The organism is Pseudoalteromonas rhizosphaerae (assembly GCF_028885455.1).
In the GTDB taxonomy this organism is placed as follows: Bacteria; Pseudomonadota; Gammaproteobacteria; order Enterobacterales; family Alteromonadaceae; genus Pseudoalteromonas; species Pseudoalteromonas rhizosphaerae.
Window position 1 is genome coordinate 3,284,226 of sequence record NZ_CP118496.1, and the last position, 23,840, is coordinate 3,308,065.

Annotated in this window: 18 protein-coding genes and 2 pseudogenes; 9 read left to right on the forward strand and 11 right to left on the reverse strand. The window is 38.0% G+C overall.

Annotated features, from left to right (window positions below):
- Positions 1–5 precede the first annotated feature (5 nt).
- Genes PVK79_RS14060 through PVK79_RS14085 form a run of 6 tightly spaced genes read right to left on the reverse strand, consistent with a single transcriptional unit; the run spans position 6 to position 7,808 of the window.
- Positions 6–701 (reverse strand): HupE/UreJ family protein, encoded by a 696-nt coding sequence (locus tag PVK79_RS14060; RefSeq protein ID WP_028834943.1) that lies wholly within the window; start codon positions 699–701, stop codon positions 6–8.
- Positions 691–3,834, reverse strand: coding sequence for an efflux RND transporter permease subunit (locus PVK79_RS14065; RefSeq protein WP_028834942.1), 3,144 nt, complete (start codon positions 3,832–3,834; stop codon positions 691–693). The genes PVK79_RS14060 and PVK79_RS14065 overlap by 11 nt, the downstream gene beginning before the upstream one ends.
- Before the next feature lie 10 nt (positions 3,835–3,844).
- A complete protein-coding gene (locus PVK79_RS14070) occupies positions 3,845–5,077 on the reverse strand; it encodes an efflux RND transporter periplasmic adaptor subunit (protein ID WP_257325986.1) in 1,233 nt (410 codons plus the stop codon).
- Positions 5,078–5,093: 16 nt separating this feature from the next.
- Positions 5,094–6,419 (reverse strand): TolC family protein, encoded by a 1,326-nt coding sequence (locus PVK79_RS14075; RefSeq protein WP_257325988.1) that lies wholly within the window; start codon positions 6,417–6,419, stop codon positions 5,094–5,096.
- Positions 6,420–6,432: 13 nt separating this feature from the next.
- On the reverse strand, positions 6,433–7,422 hold the full coding sequence (locus PVK79_RS14080; RefSeq protein ID WP_028834939.1) for a M56 family metallopeptidase: 990 nt from the start codon (positions 7,420–7,422) through the stop codon (positions 6,433–6,435).
- Positions 7,423–7,424: 2 nt separating this feature from the next.
- Entirely contained in the window at positions 7,425–7,808 is a 384-nt protein-coding gene (locus PVK79_RS14085; RefSeq protein WP_028834938.1) for a BlaI/MecI/CopY family transcriptional regulator, read from the reverse strand.
- 84 nt (positions 7,809–7,892) lie between these two features.
- On the opposite strand from PVK79_RS14085, the gene PVK79_RS14090 reads away from it, so the two are divergent.
- Together PVK79_RS14090 and PVK79_RS14095 are read left to right on the forward strand one after the other, a co-directional pair.
- The gene (locus PVK79_RS14090) at positions 7,893–8,246 is read left to right on the forward strand and encodes a DUF3147 family protein (RefSeq protein ID WP_028834937.1); all 354 of its coding nucleotides are present in this window, start codon (positions 7,893–7,895) and stop codon (positions 8,244–8,246) included.
- 384 nt (positions 8,247–8,630) lie between these two features.
- Positions 8,631–9,137, forward strand: coding sequence for a DUF1579 family protein (locus PVK79_RS14095; RefSeq protein ID WP_257325979.1), 507 nt, complete (start codon positions 8,631–8,633; stop codon positions 9,135–9,137).
- Between the two features lie 42 nt (positions 9,138–9,179).
- Here the strand turns inward: PVK79_RS14095 and PVK79_RS14100 are convergent, their stop codons facing one another.
- Entirely contained in the window at positions 9,180–9,725 is a 546-nt protein-coding gene (locus PVK79_RS14100) for a tyrosine-type recombinase/integrase (RefSeq protein ID WP_257325981.1), read from the reverse strand.
- Between the two features lie 314 nt (positions 9,726–10,039).
- Here PVK79_RS14100 and dsr1 point away from each other — a divergent pair, with 314 nt between their 5' ends.
- From dsr1 to PVK79_RS14135, 7 genes and pseudogenes are all read left to right on the forward strand, one after another.
- Positions 10,040–13,771 carry an anti-phage defense-associated sirtuin Dsr1 gene (dsr1, locus tag PVK79_RS14105; RefSeq protein ID WP_274803906.1) on the forward strand — a complete coding sequence of 1,244 codons (3,732 nt, stop codon included), beginning with the start codon at positions 10,040–10,042 and terminating at the stop codon, positions 13,769–13,771.
- A gap of 291 nt (positions 13,772–14,062) precedes the next feature.
- Positions 14,063–14,470, forward strand: a complete 408-nt coding sequence (locus tag PVK79_RS14110) for a hypothetical protein (protein WP_257325994.1) — start codon at positions 14,063–14,065, stop codon at positions 14,468–14,470.
- Between the two features lie 197 nt (positions 14,471–14,667).
- Positions 14,668–16,281, forward strand: a complete 1,614-nt coding sequence (gene gapS1, locus PVK79_RS14115; protein ID WP_425607864.1) for a GapS1 family protein — start codon at positions 14,668–14,670, stop codon at positions 16,279–16,281.
- Positions 16,282–16,361: 80 nt separating this feature from the next.
- Complete coding sequence (locus PVK79_RS14120; RefSeq protein WP_257325996.1) at positions 16,362–16,976, forward strand: hypothetical protein; 615 nt, start codon at positions 16,362–16,364, stop codon at positions 16,974–16,976.
- A gap of 51 nt (positions 16,977–17,027) precedes the next feature.
- Positions 17,028–18,175, forward strand: a protein-coding gene (locus tag PVK79_RS14125) for an IS3 family transposase (RefSeq protein ID WP_257325998.1) whose coding sequence is annotated in 2 segments (ribosomal slippage) — positions 17,028–17,265 and positions 17,265–18,175 — 1,149 coding nt in all. Because the reading frame shifts where the segments join, the coding sequence is not laid out codon by codon here.
- The gene (locus PVK79_RS14130) at positions 18,175–19,122 is read left to right on the forward strand and encodes a hypothetical protein (RefSeq protein WP_257325999.1); all 948 of its coding nucleotides are present in this window, start codon (positions 18,175–18,177) and stop codon (positions 19,120–19,122) included. The genes PVK79_RS14125 and PVK79_RS14130 overlap by 1 nt, the downstream gene beginning before the upstream one ends.
- Positions 19,123–19,561: 439 nt before the next feature.
- Positions 19,562–19,890: pseudogene (locus tag PVK79_RS14135) on the forward strand (transposase); the annotation flags it as partial.
- A gap of 70 nt (positions 19,891–19,960) precedes the next feature.
- Here the strand turns inward: PVK79_RS14135 and PVK79_RS14140 are convergent.
- The 4 genes and pseudogenes from PVK79_RS14140 to PVK79_RS14155 all read right to left on the reverse strand — a co-directional run bounded on the left by PVK79_RS14140 (position 19,961) and on the right by PVK79_RS14155 (position 23,781).
- Positions 19,961–20,800, reverse strand: coding sequence for a hypothetical protein (locus PVK79_RS14140; RefSeq protein ID WP_257326000.1), 840 nt, complete (start codon positions 20,798–20,800; stop codon positions 19,961–19,963).
- A gap of 200 nt (positions 20,801–21,000) precedes the next feature.
- A pseudogene (locus PVK79_RS14145) lies at positions 21,001–21,623 on the reverse strand (tyrosine-type recombinase/integrase).
- 203 nt (positions 21,624–21,826) lie between these two features.
- Entirely contained in the window at positions 21,827–23,260 is a 1,434-nt protein-coding gene (locus PVK79_RS14150) for a DEAD/DEAH box helicase (protein WP_274803907.1), read from the reverse strand.
- Positions 23,257–23,781 carry a hypothetical protein gene (locus PVK79_RS14155; protein WP_257326005.1) on the reverse strand — a complete coding sequence of 175 codons (525 nt, stop codon included), beginning with the start codon at positions 23,779–23,781 and terminating at the stop codon, positions 23,257–23,259. Before PVK79_RS14155 ends, PVK79_RS14150 begins: the two co-directional genes overlap by 4 nt.
- Between the last annotated feature and the right edge of the window lie 59 nt (positions 23,782–23,840).

The following is a 23,840-nucleotide window of genomic DNA, read 5'->3' on the forward strand; positions in this document are numbered from 1 at the left end:
ATCGATTAAATAGTAAAGTAACCAGTAAGTTGTAAGCCCATCAACATCACACCAGCACTCATTAGTGCAGTATTCGTGACTGTCGAAAAACGTTGAAATGACGGCAGTTTTCTCCATGCATTTATCATGATCAAAATAAGTGCGAGCGCAGCAAATTGACCAAGTTCAACACCTAAGTTAAAGGCAATCAGGTTGGTAATAAGACCTTCATCAGCTAGGCTAAATTCTTGTAATTTGGTAGCTAAACCAAAGCCATGAAATAGACCAAAAATCAGCACCGCCCATTGGGTATTAGGCTGCCAATTAAAACAACGCTTAAAGCCACCTAGATTATCGAAGCCCTTGTAAATTACGGAAAAACCGATAATGGCATCAATTAAATAAGCGTTGACCTGTATGTCACTTAACACACCAAATAACAGAGTTGTACTATGTCCAATAGTAAACATGGTGACGTACAACAGTACGTCACGGCTACGATATAAAAAGAAGATAACACCCACTAAAAACAATAAGTGGTCATATCCCGTTATCATATGTTTAGCGCCTATGTATAGGAATGGAATAAACTGAACACCTGTATTCTGTTCCAAAAACGCTCTGGTTTTATCATCAACACCGTGAGCAAAGGCTTCAATGCTAACAAGTGCCAGCAACGCAACTGCCAAATAGGTTAACGCTTTAATCATATTATTTGGCATCTTGAGACTCCAATACTTCAACATCAGTCAAAATAGACTCCTTTTCTTTGTGTAAAATTCTGTATAAGGCAGGAATGACAAACAGAGTCAAAATCGTTGACGAAATAATGCCACCAATGACTACTGTTGCGAGAGGTCGCTGAACCTCTGAGCCAATCCCTGTATTTAAAGCCATCGGAATAAAACCTAATGATGCGACCAAGGCGGTTGTTAATACAGGGCGAAGTCGAGTAAGTGCACCGTCAAATATTGCTTTATCAAGTGCCAATCCATTTTTACGTAACTCTCTAATGAACGACACCATAACCAGTCCATTTAGAATTGCTATGCCCGATAAGGCAATAAAACCAACGGCTGCCGAAATTGAGAACGGAATATCACGTAACAATAGAGCAGCTATACCACCTGTTAATGCTAATGGAACACCTGTGAAGATGATCATTGCATCTTTAAATGAGCTAAGCGCTAGTATCAACAATCCGACAATCATAATTAAGGTGACTGGTACAACAATACTCAGTCGCTCAGAAGCGGATTGCAGTTTTTGGTAGGTGCCGCCATATTCCACCCAGTAACCAGCCGGAATTTCAACACTTTCATTAATTGCAGTTTGGATATCCGCAACAAAACTTCCTAAATCTCTTCCGCGAACATTGGCAGTAACCACAACCCTACGCTTACCATTTTCGCGGTTAATTTGGTTAGCACCAGATACAAGCTCAATTTCAACAAGTTCTTGCAGTGGCACTGAATGACCGTCAGCCAACATAATCGGTAAATAAGGAAGTTCATCAATATTATTTCGTTTTGATTCTGCTAGGCGTACTACAATATCAGAGCGCACATCGCCTTGATAAAACTTACCTGCGACAGTACCACCCATCGCAGTTGCCACTTGAGATTGCACTTGGCTAATACTAATACCAAACTGCATCAATTTTTCACGCTTTGGTACTAAGTTAAGCAGTGGTAATCCCGTTGTTTGCTCGACTTGAATGTCTGCAATGTTATCAACTTGCGAAATAGCACCTTCTATCTCATCACCTAATGCGGTTAAAGTTTCAAAATCATCACCAAATACTTTAATGGCAAGCTCGGCTCTAACCCCAGCTAATAGCTCATTAAAACGCATTTGAATGGGCTGTAAGAACTCATAGCGGTTGCCCGGAATCGGCTCAACAAGTGCGGCCAATTCTTCTACGATTTGTGCTTTAGTTTTGTCTGGATTAGGCCATAATTCACGAGGCTTTAAGATAATAAAGTTATCTGCAACACTTGGTGGAACCGCATCGGTTGCCACATCTGCCGTGCCTATCTTAGCAAAGACACGTTCAACTTCTGGCATTTGCTTAATTTTATCTTCTAACGATTCCTGAAGTGCTACAGCCTGAGATAGTGACGTACCGGGAATACGTAAGGCGTGCATGGCAATATCACCTTCATCCAGATTAGGCGCAAATTCACTACCTAACTTAGTCGCTTGATAGCCAGAAAATATAACTAAAAGTGATGCCGCAATTATCACTAACCAACGTGCTTTCAATACCCATTTCAAAGCAGGTTTATAAAGGACCGCAGCGCCACGAATAAGTGGACTGTGCTTTTCTTTTACTGGCTTTTTAAATAGTAAGGCAACCATTGCTGGTACGAAGGTTACCGAAAGCAACATAGCACTCAGTAATGCAATAACTACAGTGATCGCCATTGGATGGAACATCTTACCTTCTACGCCTTCAAGAGCGAAGATAGGCAGATAAACTACGGTGATAATAAATACACCAAATAATGCGGGACGTATCACTTCTCTTGTTGCTTCGAACACTAACTCTAAGCGTTCTTTTAGCGATAACGGGTTATTTCCAGCCTGACTTAGCCTGCGGAGACAATTTTCTACGATAATAATGGCACCATCGACTAACAAACCAAAATCTAACGCCCCCAAACTCATCAAGTTTGCACTCACCCTTGTATGCACCATACCTGTTACTGTCATCAACATGGCAAATGGGATCACTAATGCGGTTAAAAATGCAGCCCTGAAATTGCCTAGTAGTACAAAGAGCACAACAATAACCAAAATGGCCCCTTCAATTAGGTTGAGCTGTACGGTTTTTAAGGTTTTATCAACTAATTTAGTGCGGTCATAAACAGCGGTTGCGACAATCCCTTCTGGTAAAGTGGCGTTAATTTCTTTGAGCTTTTCTCCCACGGCATGGGCAACGGTGCGGCTGTTTTCGCCAATAAGCATGAACACCGTACTCATCACCACTTCACGACCATTTTGTGTAGCAGCACCAGTTCTTAGCCCTTTACCGTTTTCAATATCGGCTACGTCTTTTATATAAATTGATGAACCATCAAGCGACTTAAGCGGAATATTACCAATGGCAGTCATATCAGTAACCTGACCGGGCAGCCTTAATAACCACTGTGCGCCATTTTGCTCTATAAAGCCTGCGCCTTGATTTTGATTGTTTTGTGCGATGGCATTAACCACATCGGCTTGTGATAGTCCAAAAGCAAGTAGCTTTTCAGGTTTAAAGGCGACTAAAACCTCCCGTTCAAATCCGCCTATAGGGTTCACCTCTACAACACCGGGTACACGCATTAACTGTGGTCTTATGGTCCAGTCATGTACGGTTCGTAAATCCATTGGTGTAATAGGCGTGCCATCAGCATGTGTTGCATCAGGCTCAGCATCAACCGTGAACATAAAGATTTCACCAAGACCTGTAGCTATTGGCCCAAGTTGAGGCTCTAAGCTTTGAGGCAACTCAGCTCGTGCCGCAGACAAACGTTCATTGACTAGCTGACGGGCAAAATAGATATCCGTATCATCGCTAAATATCGCTACCACTTGCGATAAACCGTAGCGAGAAACCGAACGCGTATAGGTTAAGCCCGGTAAACCTGATAACGCAGTTTCTAACGGAAAGGTTACTCTTTGCTCAACTTCCAAAGGTGTAAAACCAGCCGCCTCAGTATTGATCATTACTTGAACATTGGTGATATCTGGTACAGCATCAATGGGTAGTTTGGTAAAGTTCCAGATACCAAGCCCTGAAACAGCAAGTACCATCACCATCACAAGGAATTTGCGCTTTATTGAAAAGCGTAAAATTGATTCCAACATTTATACGCTCCTAATGATCATGTGATGCGCCAGACTTTTCAATGTCGGCTTTTAAGATGTAGCTATTATCAGTCACGTATTCTGTACCTGCTTTTAATCCACCTAGAACTTCAATCCATTCACCTCCGGCTCTTCCAAGCTCAAGCATACGGACTTCGTATTGTTTACCGACTTTGGCATAGACAACGGTGAAATCTCTAAAACTTTGCAAACCAACACGCTTAACAGCAAGCGGCACATCGATTGTTGCTACTTCAATATTTGCTTTAACGAAGTTTCCTTCTGCAAGTTCAGCATCTGCTAATTCAACCCAAACCATTCTTGCTTGATCATCTCTCACGCTTGGCTCAATAAATGACACCTCACCTACAAGGGGGTTCTTATGACCTTCAATGTTTAACGTAACTGGCGTTTCCAGTTTAACCTTGGAATAATCCGAAGGATAAACCGCTAATTTGGCAATATGGCGATTAAAATTGGTAATGGTGAGTAAGGTTTTACCATTGGTTTGCTCACCCGCGTTTGCGAATAACTGGGTAATAACACCATTAATGGGCGCTTTAATAACGTAGGGCTTAAGACTTTCATTACTTTCTACTGTGAATAGCGTTTGCCCTTTTTTAACGATTTCACCGAAATTGACGTGTAATTTGGTGATTTCACCATCAAAACGCGCTGCAATGTTTCGCTTAGCGCCCACAGGTAAACTTAATTTTCCATAAGCAGGAATGGTTTGATGAATTGTCGCAGGGCCTGCAATTTCAGTGTTGATTTCCATTGCATCGGCAACTGCCTGTTCAATTGTGGTGCGACCCTCGAAGTTGTCATATCGCCAATTATACTTTTTACCCTGATAAGTTGCTTCAATGGCAACGACAAAAGAGTGAGGCTCATAAATCACCATATCACCGCGAAGAAAGTCACCTTGGGCATTGAAGTTAATATCATCAGTGCCATCGCCTAGACGGATTAACTTTACGTTTAAACTAACTTTCGCTGGGTCAATAGGTTGCCCTTCATTTGTTGCCCAAACACGAAATTCTGGCGGCACGCCTGTTTCAAAAATAGAGAGTTCAATTGCAAAATCACCTTCTCGTAACATGCGCCCACGGTGTGGACCTTTCTCTGGTTCAGCTTGCTCAGCCGCAGGTGATGATGCCGCAATAGCATTAGGTGCGACGACGCCTGTTAATGAGATAAGTATCGCCAAACTCAATGACGACAGGATATTTTTATTTTTCATAAGTTTGCTCACGGTTCTACTCGCTATCACTAACGGACACGCCAGTTAGGCGTTGAATTTCAATATGTTGTAAGTGCAAAGATTGATAAGAATCAAGTAACTGATTTTGGGCGCTGAGTAGCTCTCTACGGATATCACTCCACTGGTTGTAGCTAAGTTTGCCGATATCAAATGCCTGACTTGCTTCAGTCAATGCGGTTTCTAGTACAGGAATAATTTCAGCTTGAATCGTTTCAATGACATGGTGGGAATGCGCCATTTCTTGCAATAGCACATAAAGCTGTGCATCAAGTTTCTGCATTAACGCTTGTTGCTGACTTGCCAGAACATCTTGTTTTGCGAGTAAGGCAGCTATTGTTCCTGCATTTCTATTTTCACTTCCCCAAGGAATAGAGACACCCGCCACTAAACCAAAATCATCGGTCGTTTCATATCGTCTTAGTCCAGCAGTGAATTGCCACTGAGGTTTGGCTTCAATACGTGCGAGTTCCATTTGAGACTGGGCGATACGTTGTTCATCAGCAAACTGCTGTATTTGCGGGATTTGCTTAAGCTTGTTTAGCTGGCTTTCTACAGATGGAATTTCCGGCTTAAGCACTAAATTCCCCGTTAACTTAAGCTCTGCCTGAGGCTTACCCCATAAGGATGACAGTTGATAATGGCTGGCTTTTAATTCGTGCTCTAAATCTTCGACAGCGAGATTTCTTCGAACCAACTCAGCTTGAGCCAAGCGCATTTCGACATTAGAACTTTTGCCTGCTTTTACTCTTTTGGCAATAGCGTCAACCACTTCCTGTGCCTGAGATACCGCTAATTGATTGAGTTTCAGGCGCTCTTGTTTTATCAAGATTTCAACAAACTGCTTAGCAACAATCGCAGATAAATCGAGGGCTTTTATTTTTTGCTCGACTATTACTGCACTTGCTTGGCTTTTTGCCGCATTAACTCTGCCATCAATTTGATCTTGTTGAAGCAACCAAGAGTAGGTGAGCGTTGATTGCATACTTTTTAATGCACTATGCTCACCAGTCCCTAACGCATCTTCAATCATTAAACCTATTTGAGGACGCTCTCCAATTCCAGCTTGCTCGATATTACCTTGCCACAAGGCTTCTTGAGCTATCAAGGCTTTTAATTCAGGATGACTTTGTAGAGTCATGGTCACAGCCTTGCTTAAATTTATAACCTGATGTGATGACTGTGATTGCTGCTGGATTTGCGCATTAGCCAAAAAGGGAGTTGATGTTACTAAACCAGCCCCCGTTGTTAAAAATAGACCAACAGCCAAAAACCGATTGCCGGTCGGTTTTTTTCTGTTGCTTTTATAAAGATTAAATCTCATTCCATATCCTTAATTAATGGATGAAAAAAGTTTCGATAAAGTGATGAAAACTATCGACAGTGGATGCCGCTAGTACTGGCATAGTTGCCAATAATGCTAGAGTAATGATGAAAGTAGTAAGTGACGGTTTATTAATTGGATTTAATAAACCTTCAACACGAAGACTCGTGTAATCATGTCCGAAGTAGCTAACAGACGCCTGATCGCAATCCGTAGGAAGTGCTTTTTGAAGTCTAGCGACATCAATTAATGTCTGTGCGATATCAAGGTGGTCGTATTCTTTTGTGACCTCATTGTCGGCCATCTTTTCCGTCATTAAGACATATTGCTCGATTAGGGTTTGTTTTATACGTGACGGATAGAAGCTGGCAAGTGCCGTGAAAAGCACTTTAAATAACGGGTCTCTTGCCGTTACATGAGCCAGTTCATGATTAACGATGATATTAAGTTGTTCATCGCTAACTTGGGTTTGTAGTCCGGTTGATACATATATCTTGGGAGATATAAAACCTGTAGTAAAGGCAACAGGCACTTTAACAGGCATCAATAAATATTGATTGCCATTAGTCGTCCTAGCATCTTGTGCATCAGTAAAGCTTAGTAAACTCGATAATGCGATGGACTGTTTGGTTCTAGCAAAGGTAGTCTTAGTTACGCGCCAAGCTAAATAGATTAGTGCTAAAAGTAAGGTTAACGCGTGCCAACTTGAAAAGCTAAAAATATCGATATGGTGCCAATGGGCAAAATCTTCGAACCAGCTTATGTTAAAAACTTTATCAAACCCTAACGAGTAAGGCATAAAGTAACTAATACAAGAAAAGGCTATCCACCAAGGTGCACTCACTAGTGACCACAATATAAACTTTTGACTATTAAAACTGACTTGTTCGAGTCTGAACAACACAAAACGAGATACGACAGCAACAGTTGCAATACCTATCACAAATGCAAGCACTGAAACACTGAGCAAATTTAGAACGATTGCCATATCTCCAACTAACATAATTAAGCCCGCTCCTTTCTAAGCTGGCGTTGTTTCTCGATCATTTTTTCTAATGTATCGAGTTGTTCGTCATTAAGCTGTGCCGAAGCAGAACTGAACGCAGCAATTAAGCTATTTTCACCATCATCAACAAAGTCACTGGTTACATTTGAAATAAGTTGAGCAATTAAGCCTTCACGATCTACTCTGGCTGAATAACAATACGCATGGCCTTGTTTAGTGCGTTTAAGTAATTCTTTTTTAAATAACCTATCAAGCGTACTTTGGATAGTATTTAACGAATTACCACGAGCTAACCCCAGTACTTTATGTACTTGCTTTGCATCCGCTTCTTTCACATTCCAGAAATGTTGAAGCACTAACTTTTCTAGTTCACCTAACTGCATAACACTTTACTCTATTTAATTCGTTGGCTATATTGTCACAACAAAAACCGATAGGCAATCGGTTTTTTCATTTAAGGACATTATATGGGTTGGCTAATAACTAAGTATTTGATCACCGCTACGGTCATTGTCGCGGCATCAGAGCTAGCAAAACGAAATGATAAACTAGGCGCACTAATAGTGGCCTTACCGACAGTCACAATTTTAGCCATGATTTGGTTATATGTTGAAAAGCAGCCGTCAGAGAAAATAGCCAATCACGCTTGGTACACCTTTTGGTATGTACTTCCCACATTGCCCATGTTTTTACTTTTCCCCATGCTGATGCAGCGCTACAGTTTTTGGCTATCGTTACTCATCAGCTCATTAATAACTGTAATTTGCTTTTGGCTGTTTTCTTTATTGCTGAAGCAGTTTGGAATAGATTTGCTTCCTTGAGGTTAACAGCAAGGTCCGTTGTTCGCCCCACAGCTGCCATTAGAGTATTTACGTTAACGCGTAATGGGGCAGAAACGAGTTATACCTGAATGACTTTTTTTGGCACTTTGGCGAAGGCCGCCTCGAGCGATAACCGGTCATTGGGATTGGCTAAATATCGTCGTTAATAGATTGGTTAAACTGCTCTTTGCGCATATATTCATGAAAATGAGCGTCACGCGCATATTGTTCTATTTGTCTTTTCTTTAAAGTTTTAGAAAACTTAATAATAGTAATACCTTAGGTTATTTGTTAAAACTATATAATGTAGAAAAATGAGCGTAGCGTCGGCAGAAATATGCGCGATGAGCGCACTAAAATGTTAGCAACCAAAGGAAGGGTCACATGAAGTTTTTAACTGGTTTTAGTTTAGTTTCAATTTTGTTCGTCGGAAATCTTCAAGCTGAAGAGCATCCTGAGATTCTTGAAAGACCAGAAATCATTCAGTCACTGGACGGTGAGTGGAAAATGTCTGGCGATGTTATGGGTAAACCGGTTACATATACGATGTATGCAAAACCTACTCTCCAAGGTGCGTTTACTGAAATCCACATGAATGACATTCAAGTCCCTTCAGAATATGAAGCTAAAGTCATAATCGGTTACGATACAAAGAGTAAAACTATCATTGCACATTGGTTAGATAGCTTTGGTGCTTTGTATTCAATTCCGCATGGCACTGGCAGCATTACAAGTGACTCTATTCAATTTACTATTCCCTATAAAAATGGTTCGTTTCGCGATACTTTCACTTATGACTCAACATCAGAAACATGGTCATTTTTGCTGGAGGCGGCCCAAGAAAATGGTGAATGGGTACATTTTGCAAAATACAATGTTACAAAACGTTAGGTTGGTTGCTAACAAAACGTTAGGTTGGTTGCTAACAAACCACTATAGCCGCTCACAGACTCGCTGGGACACAAACACTTTAGTTTTTTTGTAAATTAGTGATGGTTTGCTACGTCTCATAGAATGAGTGCCATATTGAGTCTTATCTAACCCAATTGAGGTGACCCAAGAATCAACTATACGTCCATATTGACGGGTTGAAAGGTGTTCAGAGGAATGAATTCGTGACTTAAACAAGTAATCATAAGAATTGAGAGTAAATTGCTCTATGAGCGCCACAATTGATTTCCTTGTATTTCCAGTAATTTCAAATTGAACAGGCATACCAGTCTTTTTTTGAACGACTATTGCCCTTGATTGGATTGTTTTACCATGTGCGATGTCATTAACTTTTAGTGAAACTAAATCACACCCTCTTAGTTTGCTATCTATGGCTAGGTTAAATAGTGCTAGATCTCTTATTTTATGAAAAAGCTCTAGTCGTATTCGGATAGCCCATATTTGCTGTAATTTTAGAGGTAACTTTTGTCCTACAAGCTTATTTTTATTCCAAGGCTCTTTAGGCTGATATATAGTTAACTGGTGCATTAGTTGTACTCCGGTGTTTATGGAGTTTTAAGCTTAGCTCGCTACATAAGAATTCGGGTATGAGCGATAACCGGACTGTCGGGTCAACTCGTTTTTGGACATTTATGAGTTAAAGCCGTAAATGGCTATATGCAATATACTGTCGTTACATTTGTGATGCCCAAGGGGAAGGTTTACGGCTTTGACTTGTTGTACTTATGTAAAGCCTTATGTGCGAAAAATTATTTTTTTAAGGGGAGGTATGTTATTTTCACCTTCAGATACCCCCTCTATTGATTTTATATGGAGGTAATTTTACTAAAAGGATTTTTGTAATGCAGTTTGTGAATAATGGACCAAATATTCCTGAAAAGCTATTACAAGCACATGAAGAAGGTAAGGTTGTTTTCTTTTGCGGTGCTGGGATATCTTTTCCAGCTAAACTCCCAGGGTTTGGTGGGCTTGTTAGAAGCCTATATGAGAATCTAGGTGTTGTTCCTTCCCCAATACAAGAGCAAACATTAAAGCTAGGACAATTTGACACTGCTGTATCATTACTAGAAGCGACTAGACCAAGTAGTGAATGGAGAAACGCTGTTAGAAAAGAGTTGGTTAATCAATTAAAACCTGATTACTCTGATGCAAATGCTACTACTACTCACAAAGCTTTACTTCAGCTCGCAACAACAAAAGATAAACGAGTTCGTTTAATAACTACCAACTTTGATAGAATTTTTCAAGACGTTAGCTTAAGTGAAAAAATAGACTTTCCTATATTTCAAGCTCCATTACTTCCAGTCCCAAAAAGTAGGTGGAGTGGTTTGGTTTATTTACATGGATTAATACCTGAGAACATCAGCGATTTTGACCTTGATAATTTAGTTATTTCAAGTGGTGACTTCGGATTGGCATACTTGAATGAGAGATGGGCTTCACGGTTTGTTAGTGAGCTGTTCAGAACTTATGTAGTGTGCTTTGTAGGATACAGCCTTAATGATCCTGTACTTAGATATATGATGGATGCTTTAGCAGCGGACCGTTTACTAGGTGAATCACCTCCTGAGATGTTCGCGTTTGGTAATTATAAAACAGGTAAAAATGAAGAAAAAGAATATGAGCACGAAAAGCAAAACTGGTTAGCTAAAAATGTCACACCTATTTTGTACAAAAACCACCGACATCATTATTATTTACATAAAACGTTAGAAAAATGGTCTGAAACCTATAGAGACGGACTGGTTGGAAAGCAACAAATAGTAGTAACGACTGCTTTTACAAAGCCATCTGAAGCGGATTTAGATAATGGATATGCATACAGACTTGCTTGGGCTTTAAGTGATCCAACTGGTATTCCTGCAAAAACATTTGCTCAATTAACCCCCCCTCCACCTATTGAATGGTTGAATGTACTTAATGAAATTAAGCTTGATAAAAGTGATCTACCACGTTTTGGTATAGTAGACACAAGCTTTAAAGAAAATTTTGAGTTTAGACTTTTCAGTAGGCCTCCAAAAAGCGCTTTTTCACCAAATATGTCATTAGCAAGTTTTTCTCATGATGAGGTACAGTGGGATAAAGTAATGAACTTTCTTGGCATCTGGTTAGTTAAGCACTTAGATAAACCAGAACTTGTTCTCTTTATATGTAAACAAGGAGGAAGGCTACATAGCGATTTACACTGGAAAATTAATAATGAGCTAAGAGCGCACAGGAAAAATAGTGGTGACATTTTATGCGCTAATTTAGGTGAAGAAATGCTAACTATATGGGAGTTAATACTATCGGGCTATTGCACTAATTCTAGCCATCGTTTTAGTCTTCACTCATGGGTAGATAAATATAAGGTAAACTATTTATCATTACCCCTCAAACATGAGCTAAAGACATTACTTTCTCCAAGAATCCGTTTTAGTGAGCCTCTGAGTTTAGCTAGCTCTGTGAGTGGGATAAAACGTATTTTTAGGAGTGAGGTTGTTCTCACTAGTTCTCACCCATATTCCGCGTTGAAAGAACTAAATAAAGTTGATAAATGGAGCCATGATATTGGTAATCTATTTATTGAGTTTAATTTAATTCTATTAGAAATAATGGAGTTGAAGAGTTTACTGGGGGAAGTAAATGAGTATTATGATTATTCATACATTCACCAGCCTTCGATCGCGAAACATCCACAAAATAAACATCATAATGATTGGACTGTATTAATTGAGTTAGTTAGAGACTCATGGCTTGCAATGAAAACAACCAATTCCAATGCCGCTATGAACGCTATTATGGATTGGTGGGCGTTACCATTTCCAATCTTCAAAAGGTTGGCATTATTTGCTTTAGCAGAGTTACCCCAAAATTTTTCAGTGGATGTAAATGAGCTACTGGAAATAGATGACTCACGTTGGTTATGGAATACCGCGACACAACGAGAGATATTAAGTTTATTACCAAAACTTTTTTTAAATTTAAGTGATGTTGATAAGAATCGACTAGTTTGTAATATTTTAAAAGGGCCATCTAAATCTTGGTTTAGGAAAGAACTTACAGAGCAAGAGTTTAAGGATATTAAAGATCGTGCTATTTGGCTTAGATTATCCAAATTAAAAAATTCTAGACTAAATGTTGGTATTGAGGGTGATAGGGCATATGAAAAAATGCTTCAAAAGCATCCAATATGGGGGGGGGAAATTAAAGAGGAACAAGAGTTCCCTTTTTGGATGAGTACAGGTTTTCATAAAGGACTGGAAAATAATACTCCTTCAGAGCTTAATAGTTTAATAAAATGGCTGGAGGATAACCCTGAGGAAGGGTTTCGAAATGAAGATGATTGGTCCATTCGATGTAGAAAAGAACCAAAATTTGTTATAGAGGCACTTATTCAATGTAATTCATGGCTACCAAAACGATGGAATGAGGCAATAAACATTTGGTCTGAAAATAGGCGGCTTTCTTATATTGCTTGGGACTCGTCATGTAATTATCTTCTAAGTTTAGAGAAAGAAAAGTTAGTCGACATATCAAGGTCTCTTGCGTTTTGGCTTGATAAAAATTTCGATTGTAAGGTAATTACAAAAAGTAAATTTTTTACCTTTTATGATCTATTAATAACTTTACCATTTGAAAAAGAGATTGATATTAATAGAGATCCGCTAATGGCTGCAATAAATCACCCCGTTGGAATCTTGACTGAACTTTTATTTAAACAATGGTATAGAGAAAAACCAAAAGATGGTTATGGTATAAGTTCAGATTATGAGGAAAGGCTCAACCATCTGTGTAATCAAGATAATGAAATATATATTTTATCTAAAGCAATTATATCTACTAATGTTTTGTCTCTTTATAGTGTTTCACCTGAGTGGGCTGAAGAGCATATTTTAAACTGGTTTAATTGGAGCGATTGTAGTTTTTCTCAGGTAGCATGGTTTTGCTACTTATGGTCACCAAGATTGCACAAAGAGTTTTTAACTAAAATAAAAGCAAATTTATTAGAAACAGCATCTCATTTAGATGATTTAGGTGAACAATCACAACAGTATGCTAAATTTTTAACCTATGTTGCTCTCCAGAAATATGATGAATATGGAGTCAAAGAAGTCGCCGTTGCCTTCTCACAACTCTCCGGAAATGCATTTTCACATGTTACTGTTGCTTTAAACGATGCATTAACGAGTTCTGGAGATAAATTTGATGAATACTGGGAAAATAGAATTAAACCCTTTTTATTAAAAGTTTGGCCTAAAAATCAAAATTTTAATGAATTAACAATAAATCAACTTGCAATTCTATGTTTAAACACTCAAAAATATTTTGTAGAAAGTTATTCTATACTGCAGCATAGTTTAAGTAACATTAGTGATTTTAATTATTTATTGAGAAAGTTAAATGAAACAAATTTACCTGAGGAATATCCTGAAACTGTATTGAAGTTTTTAAATCAAATTATCGAGGATGAACCTGGAATTATATTGGGTGATTTAAACGCAATTTTAGCTCGAATTAGCTCAGTTGATCCATTATTAATAGAAACTCAAAAATTCTCTAGATTAAATGCATTGGGAATGTTAACAGGTTAGTCCTGTATGGTTCTTCTGAGTTCAAACATAACATTTTTAACTTTGAAGTTTTAGTCAATGACCGTCCGTTAATCTCGAAGCAAACCTTTAGAGCATTTACGTTAGCTCGGAATGGGGCAGAAACGAGTTAATCATGAATGACTGCTCCATGGCTCTGAGCCCTAATTCGGCAAAGAGCGACAAGCAGTCAGTCAAAAGTTTTGATGTCTGAAGTCAAGATTGTGACACTCGTTGGTTCTTAACCACGATATCACTTCCACGGCAAATTGGAAATCAGATCATGGTAAGGCTATGAAAATACATCATAAGAATAAAGTTGCTTCAAAAAGAATAACTCAAATTAAAAAAACTGGTGTTAATAAAGATGTGCGTTCAGCGTGTTTAAGTGGAGAAATATTTAGTGACCCATATGTAGTTGCTGCCTCCACTATGGCTATACAATATGTTATTAGTTACAGCATAGGTAAAATAAAAACACATCTTAGAAGGCACGAAAGCCCTCTTATTACCAAGTGTAATTTCATCCTGACACATCCTGAAGGAGAAATTTGTGGTGCAGATGCCGAAATTCTTCAAATTGAAATTGAAGGTAAGACAACAATCATCCATAGATGCTCTGAGTTTAGCACTCATGTAGCTCATGTGGCTAACAGGCGGAAAATATCTCGACTTCAAAAACTTGGTAAGTACAGAAAATAAAATATAACTGTTGGAATTGTTTGTCACTCTGATAATTTTTTACTAAAAACCCGAGACAGTTTGTTTGGGGCTGGGGAAATATATCAACCATTACAAAGTGACTTAAACGCTGTATCGAAGCTATTTCTTAAAGGTTAAATAAATGTGAGAGCGTTAGTAAAAGTATTTTGAATGAAATTTAATTATGGAGGAGTATCTTGTCATTTGATAAAAAAGTATTTCAGATACGAAATCGGATTAAGCGATACTCGAAGATATCTATTGTAAAGAATCTTCTACTGAGGCTGCACAGTCGAGATAGAAACCAGCCTACTGCGTTTATGAGGCATTGGATAGTTTGTTTAATGCTTGAATGGACACTTGAATTAGATAATAACAAGTCAACTAAAGAGGCTACGCCTGGAGATGTTCAAAAGTTACTAGATAAGTTATGGATGGTAAGCTCAGATGCATTGGATCTGAGCAAATCTAAAAATGTATGGTTGACTATGCGTATAGGGCTTCTTCAGCAGTTAAGGTTTCAAGCTGACCAAAGTGAAAACATCTACTTTTTGGCACGACTATATACAATAATGTGTGAAAAAAGCTCCAGTACATACTTTAAAAATGAGTTTAAAAAGCATACAGACATTGAACTGAATGACTTTTTTGTTTTTGCATTTTTTCTTGGTTTTATATTTAAAGATAATGATAAGCCTTACTATTCTTACAGCAGCCTTATTCCATTGTTATTGCCAGGCTTTAGCTATGAGTTTGTGAAAAAGGCTTTGCTTTTGATTGGTAGTGACCTCAATTCACTACAAAGTATTATGTTGAATGCGAGGTCACATACTAATGTCGAACATGTGAGCCGAGAAGAATATTTTGCAGAACCAAAGTTGCTACTAAAACCTATAATTTTTTTACCTGAGGGTCTATGTACCCCCAATAGTTACATTGCTTTGATAGGTGTTAGTGAATTTGTACTAAGAACACTTAAAAAGGCTGCTCCAGAGAAGTTTAGACAAAAGTTTTCAATTTCTTTCGAACAGTATATTGGATCACTTTTCAAAGATTTTGCTTATAAGGTACATACTGAAAAAGCACTTAAAGATATTTATAAGAAACATAATATTCAAGGTAAAGTTGTTGACTTCCTTCATACAAGCCGAGAAGTTAGTATATTCTTTGATGCTAAAGGTGTTGAGCCGAAACAGGAGCTACTCCTAACAGACAACGAAGTACTTATTAAAGATAAGCTACGAGATACTATTTTAAAAGGGATCACTCAGGCTGCAGAGTGTATCGATAAGTTGGTTAATGTCAGTGAAATAAAAATAGCACCCTTTGAAAAAAGGTATGCTGTAGTTATTACTCACCAAGATTTTTATTTGGGAAATGGGGTTAAGCTTGCGTCATATCTTGGTGACGAATATCGAGTTAGAATTGATAAAGCCGTTAAAGGTAAATTATCTTTGGATAATGTGCACTTTTGCGGGGTTGCAGAATTAGAAAGTATATTGGCTGCTTGTCGAGCAGCAGGGACAAGCTTAGACAATTTTTTTGATTTTTGTACTGTTGAAGAAACTGACCCACATACTGCTAAATTTATGATTAAACAACATATCGAAGCGTACAAGAAAAAACACAATATAGAGCAGATGTCGTTTGGTACTGATCGTTTAAATACCGTCATTGATGAATTAAGCTCAAAAGCGGTTCTATCAATGCAAACTTCTCAAAAGTATTGGAAGCAGGGTTCATTTCTAATGGATGATTATATTCAACTTAAAAATGAATTTCTGAACATGTCTGTTAGGCGAAATTACTAAAAGCTGAAGCTATTTGACAAATAGAGAGCTTGCTAGAAGCATTTGAGCCTAGCATTAATAACTGTAGTCAAGGATAAAAAATGTCAAATTTCGAGGATGGAGCTTTAAATATTGGGAACTTGGGGGAACTCGAGTTTTCTAAATGGTGCACAAGTGCTCGCTTGAACGTAAACCGTTCCCTAGAAGAAGACTGTACAGGTTGGGATCATATTGTTCGCCTTCCTTATGAGAAAACACATCTTCCAAAGGATAAGCAGGAAAAACCAATCGAATGCAAAGTTCAAGTAAAGACTTCATTTCAAGAAGATAAGAAAGGCGTAAGCATAAAGCTTTCCGCATTGAAGCATCTAGTTGATGACACTTCACCTGCTTTTATTCTGTTCTTCGAATACATCAATAAAGAAGATCCTGAATTACTCGGTGCTTACCTTGTCCATCTAGGTCAAGAGCTAATCAAAAAGATCTTAAAACGGGTTCGCGAGGAGCACCTATCAGCTGAACCTAAAGAACTTCACAAAATTAAGCTATGGGTCAGCTATACAGACAATGACAAAGTTCCTAGCAACTCAGGGGTAGTCTTACGGGATACAATAGCAAGCTATGTGCCTGACGGAATCGTCGCTTATCAAAAGGAAAAGGATAGCATTACGAAAAATGTGGGGTATGAGAATGGCGGTTATATGGACTTCCCATAGTTTGCTAGACACCTAATGAGTTACATTGTAACTTCTAATAAGAGGTGTTTTATGAGTAAAGGCAAACGTTATACCCAAGAGTTTAAAGAAGCGGCTGTTAAACAAATTACTGAGCGCGGATATTCAGTTGCAGAAGTCGCTGAACGATTAGATATTTCTACCAAAACGTTATATCACTGGCGGAGCCAGTTATCAGATAGACCTAAATCCGTTCAATCATCCGATGAAAAGCTTAAGATTGCTAAATTAGAAGCTGAATTAAAACGTGTCACGGAGGAACGGGACATTTTAAAAAAGGCCGCAAGGTACTTTGCCAGCAACCTCGAGTAAAGTACGGCTTCATTCGTGATCACCAAGATGAGTTTTCTATCACTACGATGTGCCGTCTTTTTAAACTGCATCGTAGTGGTTTTTATGCGTGGTTAAAAAAGCCCATAAGCAATCGAACGCTTGAAGATAATCGCTTGTTGAAGCTCATTAAAGCGTTTTATGTAGCCAGTGGCGGTACGTATGGTAGCCCTTGGATACATGCAGACTTGCGTGAAGCCGGTGAGCAATGCAGCGTAAATCGTGTAGCTAAGATCATGCGACAACATAGGCTTAAAGCGCAAATAGGGTATAAGCGTCGCCATATTAAAGGTGGTAAGACATCGCGGATTGCAGATAACTTATTAGCGCGTCAATTTAACCCACCAGCGCCGAATCAATCGTGGGTGAGCGACATAACCTACATAAGAACCTATGAAGGTTTTTTATATGTGGCAACGGTAATGGATTTATTCTCTAGGCGTATTGTGGGTTGGTCGATGGGTAAAAATATGGATAAGCAGCTTGTTATAAACGCACTGTTGATGGCTGTATACCAACGTCAACCGAAGGCTGAGGTAATGGTGCATAGTGATCAAGGTAGTCAATATGGTAGCGCTGACTATCTCGCATTTATGAAAGAGCATAATCTTGTGCCTTCGATGAGCCGTGCTGGGAACTGTCATGATAATGCGGTTGCTGAAAGCTTTTTTGCTACGATTAAAAAGCGAATAGTTAAGCGCAAGATATATTCGACAAGGGAAGATGCGAAAGCTGAGATATTCAATTTTATAGAAATGTTCTACAATCCAAAAAAACGCCATTCACACACAGGCGGTGTTTCACCTGCTAAGTTTGAGGAAGCGTATTATTCTGAGTTAAAAACTGTCTAGTGAAAGCTGGGAAGTCCAATATTTTACATTTTAAAGCTAAACCTGAAGATATGGAGCAACACTTCATAGATGCTGTGGTCGGTAGGTCGACTAGTGTAGATGTTACGAACTCAATATTAAAAGACAATCGGTTTAATTTGCCGAAAGGGGCTGTTGAGATTAAAAGCTCAGACATTGCAAAGATAGAAGTATTTCCGGCATTAATCGATGAGTGTCAGCTATCTTTTAGGGCTTCCCAGTACTCTCCACCCATTACATTCGAAAGTGAGTTTGTAAAAATTCCGAAGCTAGGTAAAGAAAAAAACACTTTATGCTTTAAAACTAAGTTATTCAGTATTGAAATTGGAGAGTTATTTGAAAATGGGAAGATGGATAGCAAATTGCACTTCCTGTTGGATAAGGAAATTGAATTAGATGAGATTATAAAGTTACTAAAGCTATTTGCTTCGGAGAGCTTAGGTAAAGAATTTAAGCTTGAGGTAAAGTTTAAAAACGAAAATAGAGTGTTAAATTTATCTACAAAACTAAATAGGTTTTTCGAAGATTCTTTAATGGTTGTGGACTCAATTTCAGTCATAAGAAATAGATATCATATTGATGGAAAAACACTTACTACTTTTGATGAACTTTATAATCAGCGAGTTGCACTTAGCGCTTTAGTTGCTTTCATCGAAAACAAAGTAACTGAAATTAGATTCAAGTCAGTCGATAGTGGCTCTGATAATTTAGAGATAACTATTCCATATACAATGACCGTAAAAATAGGAGCTTTTCACGTTGGTATCGTTGCATTGCTTGATGGAGTAAAAAGTTCGGAATTAGAATCAGATTATCAGGCAATTAATGTTAATATTATTGAGTACTTAACTTTTGCCGATTCCATTTTAACAAAGGAGTTATTAAAAGAAGTCACAGGTAATGCTTTAAGGTTAATATCGGAAAATTGAACTCAAAAGCTCACTAAATGCCGTTCATTGTCACGCAGCATCTCGTCATATTTTATTATGGCTGCTACAAGAAGCTTAAGAAGAAAAGCAGTCTCTAAATGATGGTGGAGACGTTGTTAAATACGCTGGAATTGTAAGTAATCCAGATCCTAGCAAAGATATAAGCATGTAGGAATCAGTACCAACAGAATTTGCTTGGTATATGTTAGCTACTATAGATAGTTATTGTTCAATAGATGGTAAGCGTCTAACAAAATAAATCGGATGAAGTTGATAGGTTTGTTAATTGCCTTTCTATTGAGTCAGGAATATATGTTCGAGATGAATTAATAAGCATACTTAAAAGTAAATAAGTCTTAACGGTAGTGTTTAGAATTCTGTGTCATTTCATTAGAATACAACAAAGAGGAATGACACATGAGCAAAGAATTCGATTTAGACCATCTTAGGCCTGAATGTTGAAGGCAAGAAAGAGCTACTGGGGCTGCACCTATCCGAATCAGAAGGGGCTAATTATTGGCTTTCCATACTACTGACCTGCATAACCGAGGTGTTAAAGACATTCTTATTGCCTGTGTCGATGGCCTCAAAGGCTTTCCTGAGGCGATTGCCAGTATATACCCGAATACAGAAGTGCAGGAATGTGTTATTCATCAAATTAGTAATTCAATCAAGTATGTAACATCAAAACACCAGAAAGAATTTATGGCTGACTTAAAGCCAGTCTATCGTGCTGTCAGCAAAGAAGCGGCAGAGCTGGAGTTAGACTGTGCGAAAACAGTCATTGATTGGTATGTCTTTCATTGCTAATTTAACCGCTATGAGTGTAATAAATATTTTAGACACAATTTCTAATCTTCGCTTCAAGGCCTTCAAACATAATTTTATAAAGCTCATCGTGAACGGCATGAAACTCTTCGTTGCTTTCCTTATCCCAATCTTTTGATACTTTATGATATTTTCCATGTGCTAAAAGATTACGAATCGAATATTCATCCATAGTCCGACCAACTTTAGTAGATATATCTTGGAGCCTTTTATTAAATGCTTTTTTTAAGTCTCTTCTATCGTGAAAAACGTCTTCTAACAGAGACTTTAGAGATTGATTCATAGCTGTTTTCTTTGGGTCATCTGCCCACTCAATTTCAATAAATGACCAAAGACCTAAATATCCAAGAAATGGGTCTGTACACCTCAGTTCTTTCAAGTAACTCAGTTGGTGAAAATACTTATGGAATAGAGAGCGCTCAGCAATATCTTTTGCTAATAGGAAAGTGGCATCAGCATCTCCTAGCAAAAGCTGTCGTATCGTATAAGTGTTCTCGTGTAAATCAGGGCTTGGGGGCTGCCAGTTAACGTAAGCTCCACAATCATCGGTCGTAATAGTACCGTGACCACATAGTGCATTATCACTCTTAATTCTCATGAGCAAAACGAACAATTGGCCTACTTGATGCGAATGTTTATTATCTAGAGGAGCTTTCGGAAATAACCAAATTTTATCGTGGGGAGGAAAACCTGTTGAATAAAGCATATCGACAAATACTTTCCCATGTTCATTCAATGGAGATTCGCCATCACTTACGCTATTAGTATTGAAAAATGAAAGACAATCCGAACCCGAATGATCATCTTGTAGCTTTGAATTAATAGTCAACCAGTATGGTATCTGAGGCATCAGGGTACTTAAATTGTTCTTTTTAAGCATAATAACAAAGTTTATTAGTACCGGTAAGCTGCAACTCAATTAATTACTAGATTTAGTAATTCATGAGGTAATTGGCAGACAAGAGTATTTCAAGTTAAAACACTTCGCATCATAGCACCCGCTCATGGCACGTGCCAGACTCTAACTTCGAGTCTGGCTTAGGTTCAAATTTAAGCATCGATCTGTTCTGATACTTCTAACGCATCATCAACTTCTATTCCCAAGTACCTGACAGTGCTCTCTAGTTTTCTATGGCCAAGTAGAAGCTGACAGGCTTTTAAATTTTAGTTTTTTTGTAAATTAGTGATGGTTTGGTACGTCTCATTGAATGAGTGCCATATTGAGTCTTGTCTAACCCAATTGAGGTGATCCAAGAGTAAACTATACGTCCATATTGACGGGTTGAAAGGTGTTCAGAGGAATGAGTTCGTGACTTAAACAAGTAATCATAAGAATTGAGAGTAAATTGCTCTATGAGCGCCGCAATTGATTTCCTTGTATTTCCAGTAATTTCAAATTGAACAGGCATACCAGCCTTTTTTTGAACGACTATTGCCCATGATTGGATTGTTTTACCATGTGCGATGTCATTAACTTTTAGTGAAACTAATTCACATCCTCTTAGTTTGCTATCTATGGCTAGGTTAAATAGTGCTAGATCCCTTATTTTATGAAAAAGTTCCAGTCGTATTCGGATAGCCCATATTTGCTGTAATTTTAGAGGTGACTTTTGTCCTAAAAGCTTATTTTTATCCCAAGGCTCTTTAGGCTGATATATAGTTAACTGGTGCATTAGTTGTACTCCGGTGTTTATGGAGTTTTAAGCTTAGCTCTCTACAAAAGAATTCGGGCATGAGCTATAAGCAGACTAAATAGGAAAAGTAAAAACAATCGTTCATAAGTCAGCTTTTTATACGAAAGCTGACATAAACATATCTGTAATATCACACACTTCATACCTGTAGAGCACTACTTGATGCTTTAAATTCTAGGTAATTACATCAATTCACTTAACCCCAAAGCAATCGCCTCTTGCTGAAAGCGACCCGAAATATTGATTATTCGCTCATATGCATCCGTCAAGAAGTGTTCATCTGTTGTTTCAAGCCAATTGCTATCAACAGGTCGTTCAAAAATATCGGCAAAGCTACCAAAATCAAACTCAGCTTTGGAAGGTATTTTATTTTTCTTATTAAAAATCATTTCACTTAAATCTTTATCTTGAGTAGGCTTTTCAGTAGTAGCTTTCATCTTTTCAAAATTGACTACATCAGCTTCGAATGGAATATCTTGATTAACTCTATTCGCGTACTCTAACAGCTTAGGTTCGGCGGGCATGTACATGATAGCTTCTTGATTTTTAGAGTTTGTTACCCTAAGTATGCGGCCCAATATTTGTCTAAAATGCATTTCTGTTTTAATGTTTGTAAGGTGGCAGCAAACCTGCAAACGAGGGATGTTTGTACCTTCGCTAATCATACCAACAGAAATAATCCACTTAGTTTGTGCGCACTTAAACTGCTGAATAATACTTGTAGGTTCATTTTCTCTATAGGTCACAATAATACTATCTTCGTCAAAGTAAGTTCGCATTAATGTAGAAATTTGATGAGCATGCTCAACAGACGATGCAACAATTAATCCTGCTGCATCGGGGTTTTTCAATCTAATAGATGTCAGTTTTTTTTGAGCTGAAGAAATCATGTATTTTATTAGCGCTTCATTTTCAATGATTTCTTGATAAGAAACACCGGAGTAATTTAATAATGATTTAAAGCAGTTAAATGTTTTGGTTTCAGCGTCAAGTACAACCGTAATACGACTATTATCAACAGCTACTATTTGTGGAACCCGACAAACATTATCCACAATAGCCTCTGAAAGCCCGTAAACGTAGTCACACGCTATTTTGTTGTCAGGCTGTCGATATAATGAAAGAACAATAGGGGCAGCGTCAGAATGCCAAGGGGTGCCTGTCAAAGATAATGTGCATTGTGCTTTATTTTGAATGTTAAGAATTATCTGCTCTCCCCATGCATTTGCATTATCAATATTAGAGCCGGCACAATGATGAATTTCATCAAATATTACAAAAACACGATATCGTTCAAATAGCTGCCAAAATTGAACATCTAAATACTGTAAACTTTGATAGGTTAAAGCTCTACCTTTAGCGCCAATAAGCCCATCAAATCGTTCATTAGTCTTTAGCTGTAAGCTTTCCTTAAAGTCTTGAGAAACAATAGACGACGGGGAGAAACAAATAATTAAATCGATCATATTATTTTTTAATAACTGGTTAGCTAATTCCGAAGCCATCAAAGTTTTCCCCGCCCCAGGAGTTGCCAGGGCTAAAAAGTGGCTATTGCCGTTCTGGTATTGTGCAAGCGCTAAATTAATACACTCGGTTTGCCATAGTCTTAGTTTCATATTTTTTCTAATGCTTCGCTCTGCTTCAGCAAGCCTTCAATTGCTCTAATCTTGCCAAGTATTCTTGTATTGTTGTCTCTCGCTTTGTTGTATTGTGGCTGAAGTTCATCTACCAGTTCGGGTGACTCCAAATAAAGCTCTTTATATGCCTCAGATTCACCCATATTCAATAATAACTCAGCTTTGTAATGATTTAGCTTACTAAGTAACAGCGCGTGTTTATCATCTGCCTTTTCTGTAGTTGCAATAGGTATTACACTAGCTAGCTGAGTAATTATCTCAACGTTAAAGCTCTCTGTTTTATTGAATCGTGTAAATCCTTTTTTATTTGACACCATTTTTTTTAGCCAGCCTTTTTTAACAAGCTTTATCAATTCGGAATATATACTTCGCCTAACTGCTGTAGGTACTAAAGAAGAATCACTTTTTAATGCCAAGTAAGCGGAGCGTACATCACTTGTTGAAAAACTATCAAAATTTGGTGCAACAATAATTTGAGCTACGAGAGGGTCAAATTTCAAAGTAAATCCTAATAAACTTATTATAATAATGGGTATTATAGGGCGTGGTAGTTAAGCCC